The sequence below is a fragment of the Haloactinospora alba genome, from assembly GCF_006717075.1.
Lineage (GTDB): Bacteria > Actinomycetota > Actinomycetes > Streptosporangiales > Streptosporangiaceae > Haloactinospora > Haloactinospora alba.
Genome location: NZ_VFQC01000001.1, coordinates 2,948,245 through 2,961,574, shown reverse-complemented (window position 1 = coordinate 2,961,574; position 13,330 = coordinate 2,948,245). Strand labels below are relative to the sequence as shown.

Below are 13,330 nucleotides of genomic sequence, written 5' to 3'. Positions count from 1 at the left end.
TCCGCGCTGTGGGGCACGGAAAGCGCGCGGTCGGTCACCGGGACCGGCCTACACCCGCTCGTCGCTGTGCGGCGGGAGCTCCTGGCCCTCAGCGGGGATACGGGCCCCGGTCTCGGGGTGCTCGGTGGTCACCATGTCGTGGGGGACGGGGCATTTCGCGGGGAAGGAACCGATCCGGTTGACGTCGTAGCCGTGGGGGTAGCTACGGATGTTGCCGTTGTTCTCCACCAGCAACGGTTCTTCGCGTGGGGGCATGAACCGGACTATGCGGGCGCGCGTCCTCAGCGCGGTTCGGGCGGCGAACCGCCAGAACCGGGAGGGGGAGTCGTAGGAGAACGCGGTGATCAACCGTTCGTCCAACAGCGCCATGGTGAAGGGGCGTACGAGGGGGCGCTGCCACGAGGGGTAGAAGTCGACCATCAGGTTCAGGGTGGCGTCCGACACCGCACGGCCGTCCTCGGTGTAGCCGAAGTGCTTCTCCTCGTAGGAGTTCAGCAGTTCGTGGAACTCGGCGTAGGTGGCGGGAATGTCCTTGATCGCCATGTGCCGGCCGAGTTCCCGGTAGTAGTTGGTGTTGGCGGTGATCTCGTGTTCGGTGAGCCGGCGCCAGCCGAACCCCCAGTCGTTCAGCCACACCACCGGCATCACGACGAACGTGCTCAGCACGTAGAGGTAGTCGTCGTTGCTGATGTCGTAGGAGCGGTGCATCTGGTTCATCCGGCGCAGCGCGTCGCGACCCTTCCCGGGCTCGAAGCCGTGCGCCAGGATCGCGTCCAGGATCAGCGCGGTGTCGTCGTAGCGGTGCTGCGTCCGCTCGGTGAACTCGCGGGTGTCGCCGAGGAGCTGGCCGATACTGGGAACAGCGTAGGTCCGGTAGAGGGCCAACCCCAATGCCTGGGACATGTCCCACGGGAACTCGTGCATCGACAGGATCTGGGTGATCCTCCGACAGTCCGTTCGCGCGTCCAGCCGGTGGGTTTCCGTGTACCAGTCGAACCGTTTCAACAGAACCCTTCCGATATCGTCGTTGTACCTACTCTCACGGTCGCATCCCGTTGGGGGAAGCGTCGTCTCCGCCCCTGCTCCCGGAAGGGAAACTTTTCGGTAACAGCACCGGGGCGGGCAGCGGGCCGTGAGACGCGGCACGATGCGGCGGGCTCTGGGGCGCGGTGCGGACGGGCGGTTCGTGCTGGCGGTCGGTACCAAGGTGCGGCCGGTGCGGTCGCGGGACCTGCCCGCTTGCCCGTCGAGTGTGCGGGTGTACCGCGATGCGCTGGGACACTGGCACTGCTCGTTCGCCGTGCCCGCCCAGACCGAGCCGCTGCCGCCAGGCGGCAAAGCAACACCGCACAGCGACCCGGAAGCGCCACGGCGACGCCCGCACGTGGGCCGAACGGGTCGTGACCGGCCACGGCGGTGTGGCTCTCCGCGGGCCTCCGGGCGCCGTTCCCGGCACGACCGCGATGTCCCGCAAAGCCGCTGATGGTGCGATCAGTGCCGCCGAGAGCGAACTAGGTGCTGTTTTTTGGGCGCTGTTCGTCGCGAGCGGCGTCTCCGGTGCCGCCCGGCAAGGCCGGTCAGGGAGGCGGAGCGGACCCTCCGTCGACCGACGAGAACGCCGCCGGGCGGTGTCCTGGGGCGGCGCGCAGCAGGACAAGCGTCCGAAAAACAGCACCTAGCGGCGATGGGGGCGCAAGCACGCGCGGGACGTGCGGCTGGCCGAACCGGCCTACACGACGATGGGCTGCGGACAGTGCCGTGCGGGAACCACGCACGCACTGCCGCTGTCGCACCGCACCCACACCCGTACCGCGTGCGGTACCCCGCTCCCGAGAGACAGGAACTCCGCGCGCGTCACGCTGGTCCGGGCAGGTTCCGGCCCGGCTGGTGTTGACGGCGTGCATCCCGGGCGTCCGCTGGGCGCTCGGGCAGCCTGAGCCAGGGATCGCCCGCCTTCAGGCGGGAGAGGATTCACACAGGTGTCGCGGTGTTCTCGGCGACGTGGCTCACGAGCGTCACGAGGGACTCCTTGCTGGACTCCCTGCTGCGGGCGTCGCACAGCAGCACCGGGATGCGTTCCGGGATGGTGAGCGCCTCCCGTACCTCCTCCGTGTCGTAGTGGTGGGCGCCCTCGAAGCAGTTCACCGCCACGATGAAGGGCAGGCCGCGACGCTCGAAGAAGTCCACGGCAGGGAAGCAGGTCTCCAGTCTCCGGGTGTCCGCCAGGACCACCGCGCCCAGCGCGCCCTGGGCGAGTTCCTCCCACAGGAACCAGAACCGTTGCTGGCCCGGGGTCCCGAACATGTACAGCACCAGCTCGTCGCTGATCGTGATCCGGCCGAAGTCCAGGGCGACCGTGGTCGTGTCCTTGCGTTCCACCCCGGCGAGGTCGTCGACCCCGAGGCTGGCCTCGGTCATCAGCTCCTCGGTGCTCAGCGGGGAGATCTCGCTGATCGTGCTGACCATCGTCGTTTTTCCCGCGCCGAACCCGCCCGCGACGAGGATCTTGATCGCGGAGGGGATCGCGTTGGTGTTGTCAGAGTCGTTGGATGCCATCGAGTACCGCCTGCAGTACGTCCCGGTTGACCGGGCTCTCTGTCGTGTAGGGGGCGCGGGCCAGGATGTATCCGCGGCTGATGAGATCGCCGAGAAGGACCTTGACCACCGCTACGGGGATATCCAGGTGCGCCGAGACCTCCGCCACCGACTGGGCCCGCTGGCAGATGTCCAGGATCCTGAGCTGCTCCGGTTCCAGGGACATCCGTTCCACGTCGGTGCGGGCCGTGATGACCACGCTGACCATGTCGAGCTGGACGGAGTCGCTGTGCTGCCGCCCCTGGGTCATGACGTAGGGACGGACCAGCGGTTCGCTGTTCTCGGAGTCCAGTCCCGGTTCGTGTCCCTCGGACATGCGTGCCTCCGCTATCTGGCCTGATCCGTGGGAGCCTGACTGTCGTTCTTGCGGGGCGCGGACTCGAGGAACCTGCCGACCTGTTCGACGAGGACGTTCATCTCGTAGGCCACCAGGCCGACATCGGAACTCTCGTCGGCGACGACGGCGAGGCACGCTCCGTTCCCCGCCCCGGTGACGAACAGGTACGCCCGTTCCATCTCCACGACGGTCTGCAGCACCTTCCCGCCGTTGAACTGCTTACCGGTGCCCCGGGCGAGGCTCTGGAAAGCCGAGGCGACCGCGGAGAGGTGCTCGGCGTCCTCCGCGTTCAGTTCGTTGGACCTGCCAATGAGGAGACCGTCCGCAGAGAGCACGATGGCGTACGTCGCGCCGGCGGCCCGCTCCACGAGCTCGTCCAGCAGCCAGTTCAGATCCTTCGCGGCATCGTTCGTCACGGTTACGTTTCCTTCTCAGTGTCGTTCGAGCGCTGTTGTCCTTCCTCGCGCCCGCGGCGCGTACCCCGCTGGAAGGCGGCCATGTTGTGGCGCAGCTTGGTCGAACGGTCCTCGTCCTCCGCCGTCTCCGACGCCGCGGGGGAGGACGTCGAATCCGACGGTTCGTCGTAAAGCTGGGGTGCCAGGTTCTCCTGTGGGGCGCGCTTGGGGAGGGAAGGGCGCCCGTCCTCGGTGGTTGTCGTCTCGGCTCCCTTCCTGGGCGTCCCACGGCGGGGAAGCCCGGACGGCGTGTACGAGTCCGAGGACTCGTGCTCCCCGTCGGCGGCCTGCCCTCCGGTGTCCGGTGACCGGCGCGGGAGGGGGTTGTCCGAGCCGGTGGTGGTCGTGGAACGTTCCGGAGTCGGGGCAGGCCGGGCAGCACCGTCGGACCCGTTGGGGGAGGGCGAAGCGTCCCGGCTGCTGGCCGGGACGGCTGTGAGGGTGGTGCCCCCTCGGGTACTGGCCGGCTCGCTGTCGTCCTCCTCCCCGGAGGGAAGCGGAAGCGCGTCCCCGGAGATCAGCTCGGAGGGAAGCAGGACGATCGCCTGCACACCCCCGTACGGTGAGGAACGCAGCCACACCTTGATGTGGTGCCGCTGGGCCAGCTGTGACACCACGAACAGGCCCAGGCGCATCTTCTCATTGAGCCGCATGACGTCGAACTCGGGTGGGTCCGCCAGCAGCTCGTTGGCGGAGGTGAACTCCTCCTCCTGCATTCCCAGACCACGGTCCTCGATCTCGACCGCGACCCCGTTGGGGACCTGCTCGCTGCGGAGCTGGACGTGGGTGTGCGGCGGGGAGAACGTGGTGGCGTTGTCGACCAGCTCGGCGACGAGGTGGATGACGTCGGCGACCGCGGGGCCCTTCAACGCGACCGGCGCGATGTGCTCCCGCTGGACCCGGCTGTAGTCGCCGGACTCCGAGATGGCGCCGCGCAGCACGTCGATGAGCGGCATCGGCCGGTGCCAGGTGCGGCCGGGCGCCTCCCCGCCGAGGATGAGCAGGTTCTCCGCGTTGCGTCGGGAACGGGTGGCCAGGTGGTCCAGCTTGAACAGTTCCGTGAGCTGTTCCGGGTCCTCCTGCTGGCGCTCCAGCTTGTCCAGCAGACGCAGCTGGCGGTGCACCAGGGTCTGGGTGCGGTGGGCGATGTTCAGGAAGACGCGGTTGACGCCCTGGCGGAGCTCGGTCTGACGGACCACCGCGTCCACCGCTGTCCGGTGCGCGGCGTCGAACGAGGTGGCGACCTGGCCGATCTCGTCGTCCTGCTGCTGGGAGGCCAGGTCGCGGTGCTCCTCGCTGGTGTCGACGGATTCGTGCTCGCGCAGCCGCCGCATGAGGTCGGGCAGTCCCTCGTCGCTGAGTTCCTGCGCGCCGTCCCGCAGCAGGTGCAGCCGCCCCACCAGCCGTCGGGACGAGCGGCGTGCGATGACGAAGGCGCCCACCGTGACCACGGCGACGGTGAGGCTGCCCGTGATCGCCAGGATCAGGGAGTCGATGGCGCTCTCGTGTTGCAGATCGCCCGCGTAGAGCGCCTGGCTCTTCCCGAGGTCGACGAGCTCCGCGCGTACCGGCGTGTAGACCTCGTTCCACTCCTCCTCGCTCACCGGCATCGCGAGGTCCTCCTCGCTGTCCCCGGTGACCGGGTCGGTGGAGGCGGTGACGTCGCGCTCGACGATCTCGTCCTGGAGGTCCGTGAGCGTGGCGAAGTCGTCGCTGTTGCGCAGCTCGGTGAGGCGTTCGCTCTCCTCCGGGCCCATGTACTCGGTGATCGCGTCCAGGAACCCGCGGTAGGAGCCGACGAGCCGGGTGAACTCCCGCTGTTCGGACCGGGTGAGCTCGCCGTTGTCGAAGGACCGGGAGAGGTAGGCGTCCGCCTGGGACAGCTGGTCCACGGTGCGGAACATGTAGGTCGCGCTCGAACCGGGGCCGATGATCTCGGGGATGCGCCCGTGCCGGGACTGGGTGTCGAACAGGTCGGCTCCGGCCTCCGTCAGGGCGTTGTAGCGCGTGAACACGTCCTGGCGGGTCGCCTGGCCCAGGTTGACCTGCTCGCGGATCTGGGTGATGTCGTCGAATCCCTCGTCCAGTTCGGTGACGCGCTTCTTGACCGGCTCCTCGACGTAGGGCTTCAGGGAGTCCAGTGTCCCGAGGATCTCCTCCATGTGCTTGTCGGCCTGCGCGCGGGCCTCACCCAGTTCCTCCTCGTGCTCGTCGGGTTCCTCGAGGTAGGCGATCGTGGCGGAGCGTTCCTCCATGACGGAGGCCAGGGCCACGGCGGCCGGGGTCAGCACTTCCTCGTTGCCCTGGGAGAGCGCCAACTCCATCCCGGCGTTGTAGAAGAGGTAACCGCTCAGCACGAGCCACAGCGCGAGCAGGGTCGCGGTCGAGGTCAGGACGATCCTGCGGAGTCGGCTGCTGATAGTGCGCGTGTTTCGTTGCTTTGCTGCCTGCACTGCTCTCCTATGACCCTGGCAAAGCGCGCATCGGGGAACGGGGATCGGCCGGGTTGCGGGAAATGCGGCCATATCAGCCGAACAGAAGGCTGTTCTGGCGAGAAGATCTTATCTTGTCGTGGATATGGACAAACCGCCCGGAACAGGAGGGGTGGGCACGGCGGGGCCGGTGCCGTCCCGGAAGTATCGGCTCCGAACTGGAAATTCGCAATGGAGCAGTGCGAATTGGCAGGTGAAGCGGGGGTGCCGGGAAAACGAAGCAATTATCAAAAAGTTACAAAACGCGCTGGTAGTGTCACGCGCTACGGTCGCGTCCCCCGGCTTCACACGTTTCCGCTGCGCGCCGCCCGCGTCCCGGTTAGCCTGTTGAGGCTATGGAGGGGATCTTCACCGGCACTCCCGGTTCCGCGGCGCTGGCACCGTCCGCTTTCGCCCTTGCGGCGCTCGTCGCCCTCGCGGTGTTCGGCGCCAACCACCGGCGCAGGTTCGGACGGTTCAACGGTTGGCCCGGGCAGGTCACCATGGCCGTGCTGGCCACAGCCGTCGGCGTGGGGGCCTACGCCCTCTGGCCGCTGCCGCACCCCGCCGGTGTCGTGTGCCCCGCGCCGGGGGACATACGGCAACCCGCCCCGCTCGCCACAGTGTCGCCCCTGAGCTGGGAAGCGGCCGCGCACGCCGGGCTGGCCGCCGGCGCGCTCCTCCCCGTGGGGCTCCTCGCCCGGTACCGCTACCGCCGCGGGATACCGGCCGCACTCGCGGCGGGCGGGACGCTCGCGCTACTGGTGGAGCTCGTCCAGGCGAGCGCCGTCGCGGGGACATATCCCTGCCCGTACCGGGTGGCGGCTCTCGACGACGTCGTACTGGGAGCGCTCGGGGCGTTCGCCGGGTGGTTCGCGGGAGCGGCCCTGGACCGGGTGCTGCCGCGTGCCTGGCCGTCGGCGGTCCCCGACATCATGCCGCCGGGACTGTCCCGGCGGGTGCTCGGCCACGTCCTCGACGTGGGCGTGTGGTGGTACGGGGCTGCCGTCCTCGCCGCCACGGCCGCCACCGTCGGCGCCCTCCCGTCCGTCGGTACCGACGTCGTCGGCACCGCGGCCCTGGTCGCGCTGGCACTGGCGCTGGGCATCGTGACCCCGCTGGTACGCCGGGACCGCTGCCCCCCGGGCCGGGCCGCCTCGCGGCTGGCACTCTCCAGGAAGGGGCCGCCGGAACCCGCGTCCCGGCCGCGCACACTGCTGCGCTCGGGGCTGCTGTACGTCCCGCTGGGAACACTGTTCCTGCTCGACCTGGGGTGGTGGGCGCCCGCTGTCGCTGCGGTGCACGGCGCGCCGATCCTGTTCCGCCGCGACCAGGCGGGACTCGCCGACCTCATCGCGGGTACACGCGTGGTAACCCGGATGACCCTGTGCGGCGGGCTGCCGCGCGACCTCGTCCGCGCACCCGCCGGAAGCGCGGTCACCGCACGGACCACCGAGTAGCCGACGGCCGTACCGGGCTGCGGCTCACCCCCAGGTGACGGCGGCGAAGAGCATCCCCACGGCGATCAGGGCGACCGCCAACAGGCCGAACATCACCCGCACCCAACTGCTCAGCCACGGCGCGTCGACGATGCGGGCCTGGTCCGGCCGTCCCGGGTCGTAGAGCACCACCACGGGGTCGCCGTTGCGGGAGGCGGTCCAGCCCGTGCTGTCGTGGGTGGCGAAGATCTGCCGGCCGTCCTCGGTCAGGAAACGCACCACCATCCGGGACGAGGTACTGGTTTCCCGGTAACCGACGATCACCCCCTCGGCGCGCGCCCCGTTCCGGGCGAGGAACACCGAGAAACGCACGTGCCGGAGCAGGAACACGAGCACCACGAGCCCGGCCACGATCGGCAACAGAGGATAGAGGTCCGCCACAACGCACCCACTCGGACGGTACTGACACGCTTCCGGCAGGGAACGTTACCGCAACCGGCGCGGCTGGGCAGCGCGCCTCCCGCAGCGCGGACGGTCAGGGAGCGGTGAGGAAACCCTCCGCCATCCGCACCAGGGTGGCGTGGATCTCCTCGATGGGGCGCTCCGGCTGGAGGGCGCGCCAGTCCAGCGCGACGGTCACCGTCATACCGAACAGCGCCGAACTGGCCACCCCGGTGTCCAGGTCGGACGGGATCTGGCCCTCTGCGGCCATGCTGTCCAGCAGTTCGGCGATCGCTCCGATCGCGTCGTCGCGGATGTGGCGCGCGGTGGTGTACCACGCCTGGCCGGTGCGCCACGCCTCGGCCATCAGCAGCCGGGCGAGGGCCTCGTGGGTGCCGATGAACTCCAGCTCGGCGCGCAGCACCGAGAACAGGGCCTCCCGCGGTGGACCGGCGGAAGCCGCCCGCAGGTCGCCCGCGAGCCGGTCCACCCCCCACTCGATGAGGGTGGCGTAGAGCTCCTCCTTGCCGGAGAAGTTGTAGTACACGGTGCCCTTGGCGACACCGGCGCGTTCCGCGATGCGGTCCACACTGGTGGACTCGACGCCCTGTTCGGAGATGAGCGCGACGGCGGCCTCGAACAGCCGCTGGCGTGTCCCCTGGCGGCGCGCGGTCACCGGTTTCCGGGACGCGCACCCCGTGTCCTCGGGCGGGGAAGGAAACACCCTTCTCCTTTCGGGTGGTGGGACGGCCGCCCTGCGGGCGCGGCCGTTTCTACCGGCGATCGGTACGTTACCCGGTCACAGGGACAGCGCCGGGTACAGCTTCCCCACGGTCCAGGTCCGGCTGCGTGCCGTGGTGACCCAGGTCAGCAGCAGGGAGACGAGCAGGTAGCAGGTCAGGACCGCGCACGCGCCCCACACCGCGTCGAGCGGGCCGCCGCTGACCAGGTGCCGGGCAGCCGAGACCACCCAGCTCATCGGCAGGTACGGCGCGATGGTCTGGAAGAACTCGTGACTGGTCTGGATGGGATAGGTACCACCAGCCGACGTGAGCTGCAACATGAGCAGCGCGAGAGCCAGGATCCGCCCGGCCGGGCCGAACCTCGCGTTGATCCACTGCACCATGGCGGCGAACGTGGCCGAGGTCAGCGCCAACAACCCGATGAGTGCCAGCCACCGTTGGGCGTCCAGCCCGAGCATGAAGTGCAGCACCCCCAGCATCGCCAGCACCTGGACACCGCCGACGGCGAGCGCCGGGAACCAGCCGGACAGCGCCACCCGCCACGCCGGGGCACTCGCCGCCAGGGCCCGCTTCGGTGCGGCCGGGAGCACCATGTAGGTCACCATGGTTCCCACCCACAGCGACAGCGTGATGAAGAACGGGGCGAAACCGGTCCCGTAGTTGGGGGCCTCGTTGTCCACGACGGAACTGAGCTGGACGGGGCCGCTCATCATGTCCTGACGGCTGTCCCGCTCGTCCCCGTCGTAGGTGGGGATCCGGTCCACCCCGTCGTCCAGCCCCGCCGCGAGTTCCTCCGAGCCGTCGTTGAGCTCGGAGAGGCCGTCGCTGAGGTCTCCCGCGCCGCTGTGGAGGGCGCTGATGCCGTCGTTGAGGTCCACGGACCCCTCGTGGGCCTCCTCGAGTCCGTCCTCGAGGTCACTGCTGCCGTCGGCGATGTCCTGCAGCGCGGTGTCGAGCTTGTTCGCCTTGTCCTGGACGTCCTCGACCTTGTCGGCGGCATCGGGGGCCGCGTCGGCGATGTCGGAGGCGACGTCGTGGACCGTGCTGGCCCTCTCGCCGATGGTGTCGATCCGGTCCCGGTTGTCGTGCACGAACCCGTTGACCGCGGCCGCATCGTCGGCGACGTCGCGCGCGTCGGTGAGCAGCGTGTACAGCTGCGGGTCGCTCTCCTCCAGGTCGGGGTTCTCCTCGAGGTAGGTGTCCAGCCGGTCGCGGGTGTCCCGGATCGCGGTCAGGTCCTCCTCACTGGTCTCGGGTAGCTCGTCGACCGCCGTGGCGACGGTGTCGGCGGCGTCGGCGACGGTCTCGGCGGTGTCCTCGACGTCCTCGGCGTTCTCCTCGAGCAGCGGAACGGTGTCGTCGGCCACCGAGTCGATCTTGTCGACGGCGTCGGAGACCTCGTCGGAGGCGGTGGCGGAACCGTCGGCGAGCTCGGAGGAGCCGTCGTGCAGCTGTGCGAGTCCCGAGCTCAGTTCGTCGGACCCGTCCTCGGCGTCTCCCAGGCCCTCGTGGAGGTCGCCGGACCCGTCCTCGGCGTCGTCGGCTCCCTCGGACAGTTCCCCGGCCCCCTCCGCGGCTTCCTGGGTGCGGCCGTGTATCTCGTTGAACCCGAGGAACATGGTGTCGAAGTAACGCCCGATGGCGGACTCGCCCGCCGCGGACTCCACCTCGCCGAAGGCGGCGCTGAGCAGCTGCCGGGCGATGTAGTTGTTGGCGTCGTCGTACTGCACCTCGAGCATGGCCGGGTCGGGTTCGGCGTTCTCGTCGGAGGGTGCGGCGAGGTTCGCGCTGAAGTCCTCGGGGATGGTGAGGGCGACGTAGTAGCGCCCGTCGCGGACCCCGGCTTCGGCCTCCCGCTCGTCCACGAGGTGCCAGTCGAGATCGTCGCGGCTGGTCAGGGTGTCGGCGAGCTCGTCCCCGGCCGCCAGTTCCTCCCCGTCGGCGGTCGCCGGCCTGTCCTCGTTGACGAGCGCGACCGGCAGGTCGCCCGTCCTGCCGAACGGGTCCCAGAACGACCACAGGTACAGCCCGGAGTACAGGAGCGGCACCAGGACCAGCGCCGCCAGGGCGGCGGCGGGCAGTGGTGCGCGCAGGAAGGAGAGGACGGACAGGCCGCTGAGCCGCAGGGTGGGCAGCGTCCGGAACGTGGGGGGTTTCACGTGTGCTCCTTTCGCGGCGCCGGGGCCTGTTCCCCGGTGTCCCGTTCGGGGGCTTCCTGCTCCGTTTCCGGGGTGCGGCGCGGGACGCGCCGCCTGCCCGGTAGTAGCGAACCGGCGCCGAACCGCCGGTGCCGCCCGGACGGTTCGGACGGTTCGGCCGAGGGCGGTCGCGCGCCGCGGGTGAGCGGGATGGTGGTGGCGCGGTCCTGGAACGCGGTCGCGTCGGTGCACGACGCGACGACGGTGAGTCCCGCGTCGGCGAGTTTCCCGAGGGTGCGGGCGAAATCGGCCTGCTCGTCGGGGGTGAGCCCGTGGTCGGCGTTGTCGACGAGCAGCAGGCGGGGCTCCTCCAGGAGGGCCAGCGCCACACCGAGTCGGCGTTTCTCCACCATGGAGAGGTCTCGGACGAGTGCGCGGGTGTCCACGTCGGGCAGGTCGGCGTCGGACAGGGCGGCGCGGTGCTGTGACCGCCCCGCGGGGCGTAGCCGCAGGTGCGTGCGTTCACTGAGGTGTTCGGTGACGCGTAGCCGCTCGTCCAGGTCGTTCACACCGTCGAACAGGCCGAGCGCGGACACGCGGCGCACCCGTCGGGCCGATGCGGGAACGGGGTGGCCGTCGACGTGGAGGGAACCGTGGGAGGGCCGCATGCGGCCGGCGAGGCTCAGCAGCAGTGAGGTGCGTCCGCTGCCCGACGTGGCGTGGAACGCGGTGAGGGACCCGGGGAGGGCCGTGAACGTGACGCCGGCGTACACCGGCCCCTGCCTGGTGCGCAGCGCGAGCCCGTTGGCCTCGACGCGGGCTCCTGTCGCCCGGCGCATTCGCTCTCCTCCACTGTCCGTTGTCGGCACCAAATTTGAACTGACCGGTCAGTTCAAAAATAACGCGGGACGGGAGCGGTCGCGAGCGGGGCGGGCATGGGGAGGGCCACAGTGCGCCGCGGAAGCCGAGACTCGGGGCCGGCCGGAGTGGGGGAGCGCCGTGGACCAGGGGTTCGGTACGGAGAGCGCGTCCGTGGCGAGCCACACGCCCGGACGGGCATTCCCGTACCCGGGGACGGGGAGAGGGGCGCGTCCCGGGGCCGCGACGCGGCGTTTTCCCGCTCCTCCCAGCGGGGCGGGAGTCCGGTGGTCGTTGCGCCGCGACAGCGGCGCCGGAACGACGAACGGGGGCGGGAAACGCCTGCGCTTCCCGCCCCCGCTTCGGCCGCTGTCGCCGGGCCGTGCGTCACCAGCTCGTCGGCACGGGCATCCCCTCGTTGAAACCGGCGGAGCTCTGCACTCCCACGGTCGCCCGTTCGTGGAACTCCGCGAGGTTGCTGGCACCGGAGTACGTCAGGGAGCTGCGGACCCCCGCGACGATCTGGTCGATCAGGTCCTCCACGCCGGGACGCTCCGGGTCCAGGTACATCCGGCCGCTGGAGATCCCCTCCTCGAACAGCGCCTTGCGCGCGCGCTCGAACGCCGAGTCCTCCGAGGTGCGCAGCCGGACGGCGCGCGCCGAGGCCATTCCGAAGCTCTCCTTGTACATCCGGCCCTGGGCGTCGCGTGTCGCGTCGCCCGGTGACTCGTAGGTGCCGGCGAACCAGGAGCCCACCATCACGTTGGACGCGCCCGCCGCCAGAGCCAGGGCGACATCCCGCGGGTGGCGCACACCCCCGTCGGCCCACACCGACTTGCCCATCTCGCGCGCGGCCTCGGCGCACTCCAGTACCGCGGAGAACTGCGGTCGCCCCACAGCCGTCATCATCCGCGTGGTGCACATGGCGCCGGGGCCCACCCCGGCCTTGACGATATCGGCACCCGCCTCGATGAGGTCCCGGGTCCCATCGGCGGTCACCACGTTGCCCGCCACGATCGGAACATCCGGGCTGAGCGCGCGGACCTTGCGCAACGCCGCGAGCATCTTGTCCTGGTGCCCGTGCGCGGTGTCGATGACGAGCGCGTCCACTCCGGCCGCGAGCAGCTCGCCGGCTTTGCCGGCGACGTCGCCGTTGATGCCGATCGCGGCGGCGATCCGCAGGCTGCCGTTGCCGTCGGTCGCCGGGTCGTACAGCGTGGCGCGCAGCGCTCCGGTGCGGGTGAGGACCCCCACCAGCGCGCCCGAGGCGTCGACGGCCGGTGCCAGCCGGTGCCGGAAGTCGTTCAGTTTCCGGAACGCGTCCCGCGGGTCGATGTCGGCCGGTAGGGTCAGCAGGTCGGTGGACATGACCTCGTGCAGCTGGGTGAACCGGTCCACGCCGACGCAGTCGCCCTCGGTCACGACCCCGAGCGGCTGCCACTGGTCGTCGACCACGATGACCGCGTTGTGGGCGCGTTTCGGCAGCAGGTTCAACGCGTCACCGATGGTGTTCTGCGGGCCCAGGGTGATCGCCGTGTCGTGCACGAGGTGGCGCTGCTTGACCCACGAGACCACCTCCGCCACCACGTCGAGCGGAATGTCCTGGGGAAGGACCGCGATCCCGCCGCGGCGGGCGATGGTCTCCGCCATGCGCCGACCTGCGACGGCGGTCATGTTCGCCACTACGATAGGAATCGTGGTTCCGGTGCTGTCGGAGGACGTGAGATCCACGTCCAACCGGGAACCCACGGCCGAGCGCCGCGGAACCATGAACACATCGCTGTAGGTCAGGTCGTGTTCGGGGACCTGGTTGTTCAGAAAGCGCACGCCTCTACCTCGGTCGGGACCTGTGG

General features: G+C 70.0%; 11 protein-coding genes and 1 pseudogene. 2 read left to right on the top strand and 10 right to left on the bottom strand.

Going from position 1 to position 13,330, the window contains the following annotated elements; all coding sequences use genetic code 11:
- Nucleotides 1–48: 48 nt before the first annotated feature.
- On the bottom strand, nt 49–1,005 hold the full coding sequence (locus FHX37_RS13280; RefSeq protein WP_141924194.1) for an oxygenase MpaB family protein: 957 nt from the start codon (nt 1,003–1,005) through the stop codon (nt 49–51).
- 701 nt (nt 1,006–1,706) lie between these two features.
- Between FHX37_RS13280 and FHX37_RS13275 the strand changes: the two are divergent.
- Nucleotides 1,707–1,937, top strand: a pseudogene (locus tag FHX37_RS13275) (RNA-guided endonuclease TnpB family protein); the annotation flags it as partial.
- 34 nt (nt 1,938–1,971) lie between these two features.
- On the opposite strand, the gene FHX37_RS13270 reads toward FHX37_RS13275, so the two are convergent.
- Genes FHX37_RS13270 through FHX37_RS13255 form a run of 4 tightly spaced genes read right to left on the bottom strand, consistent with a single transcriptional unit; the run spans nt 1,972 to nt 5,840 of the window.
- Nucleotides 1,972–2,556, bottom strand: a complete 585-nt coding sequence (locus FHX37_RS13270; RefSeq protein ID WP_141924192.1) for a GTP-binding protein — start codon at nt 2,554–2,556, stop codon at nt 1,972–1,974.
- Nucleotides 2,537–2,911, bottom strand: coding sequence for a DUF742 domain-containing protein (locus FHX37_RS13265; protein WP_141924191.1), 375 nt, complete (start codon nt 2,909–2,911; stop codon nt 2,537–2,539). Before FHX37_RS13265 ends, FHX37_RS13270 begins: the two co-directional genes overlap by 20 nt.
- 11 nt (nt 2,912–2,922) lie before the next feature.
- Nucleotides 2,923–3,324 carry a roadblock/LC7 domain-containing protein gene (locus FHX37_RS13260; RefSeq protein ID WP_141925246.1) on the bottom strand — a complete coding sequence of 134 codons (402 nt, stop codon included), beginning with the start codon at nt 3,322–3,324 and terminating at the stop codon, nt 2,923–2,925.
- 26 nt (nt 3,325–3,350) lie between these two features.
- Nucleotides 3,351–5,840, bottom strand: a complete 2,490-nt coding sequence (locus FHX37_RS13255; protein WP_211351824.1) for a sensor histidine kinase — start codon at nt 5,838–5,840, stop codon at nt 3,351–3,353.
- Nucleotides 5,841–6,214: 374 nt separating this feature from the next.
- On the opposite strand from FHX37_RS13255, the gene FHX37_RS22890 reads away from it, so the two are divergent.
- The gene (locus FHX37_RS22890) at nt 6,215–7,318 is read left to right on the top strand and encodes a hypothetical protein (protein WP_170181582.1); all 1,104 of its coding nucleotides are present in this window, start codon (nt 6,215–6,217) and stop codon (nt 7,316–7,318) included.
- Nucleotides 7,319–7,342: 24 nt separating this feature from the next.
- On the opposite strand, the gene FHX37_RS13240 is transcribed toward FHX37_RS22890, so the two are convergent.
- The 5 genes from FHX37_RS13240 to FHX37_RS13220 all read right to left on the bottom strand — a co-directional run bounded on the left by FHX37_RS13240 (nt 7,343) and on the right by FHX37_RS13220 (nt 13,304).
- Complete coding sequence (locus tag FHX37_RS13240) at nt 7,343–7,708, bottom strand: DUF3592 domain-containing protein (RefSeq protein WP_342777629.1); 366 nt, start codon at nt 7,706–7,708, stop codon at nt 7,343–7,345.
- Between the two features lie 124 nt (nt 7,709–7,832).
- Entirely contained in the window at nt 7,833–8,462 is a 630-nt protein-coding gene (locus FHX37_RS13235) for a TetR/AcrR family transcriptional regulator (RefSeq protein WP_246062279.1), read from the bottom strand.
- Between the two features lie 75 nt (nt 8,463–8,537).
- The gene (locus FHX37_RS13230) at nt 8,538–10,640 is read right to left on the bottom strand and encodes a YhgE/Pip domain-containing protein (RefSeq protein ID WP_141924186.1); all 2,103 of its coding nucleotides are present in this window, start codon (nt 10,638–10,640) and stop codon (nt 8,538–8,540) included.
- Complete coding sequence (locus tag FHX37_RS13225) at nt 10,637–11,458, bottom strand: ABC transporter ATP-binding protein (RefSeq protein ID WP_141924185.1); 822 nt, start codon at nt 11,456–11,458, stop codon at nt 10,637–10,639. Before FHX37_RS13225 ends, FHX37_RS13230 begins: the two co-directional genes overlap by 4 nt.
- Before the next feature lie 406 nt (nt 11,459–11,864).
- Nucleotides 11,865–13,304, bottom strand: coding sequence for a GuaB1 family IMP dehydrogenase-related protein (locus FHX37_RS13220; RefSeq protein ID WP_141924184.1), 1,440 nt, complete (start codon nt 13,302–13,304; stop codon nt 11,865–11,867).
- Nucleotides 13,305–13,330: the final 26 nt, after the last annotated feature.

Bases quoted from the DNA above. Each gene is read 5' to 3' on its own strand.
- FHX37_RS13225 (WP_141924185.1), bottom strand. From the start codon at position 11,458: ATGCGCCGGGCGACAGGAGCCCGCGTCGAGGCCAACGGGCTCGCGCTG.
- FHX37_RS13265 (WP_141924191.1), bottom strand. From the start codon at position 2,911: ATGTCCGAGGGACACGAACCGGGACTGGACTCCGAGAACAGCGAACCG.
- FHX37_RS22890 (WP_170181582.1), top strand. From the start codon at position 6,215: ATGGAGGGGATCTTCACCGGCACTCCCGGTTCCGCGGCGCTGGCACCG.
- FHX37_RS13270 (WP_141924192.1), bottom strand. From the start codon at position 2,556: ATGGCATCCAACGACTCTGACAACACCAACGCGATCCCCTCCGCGATC.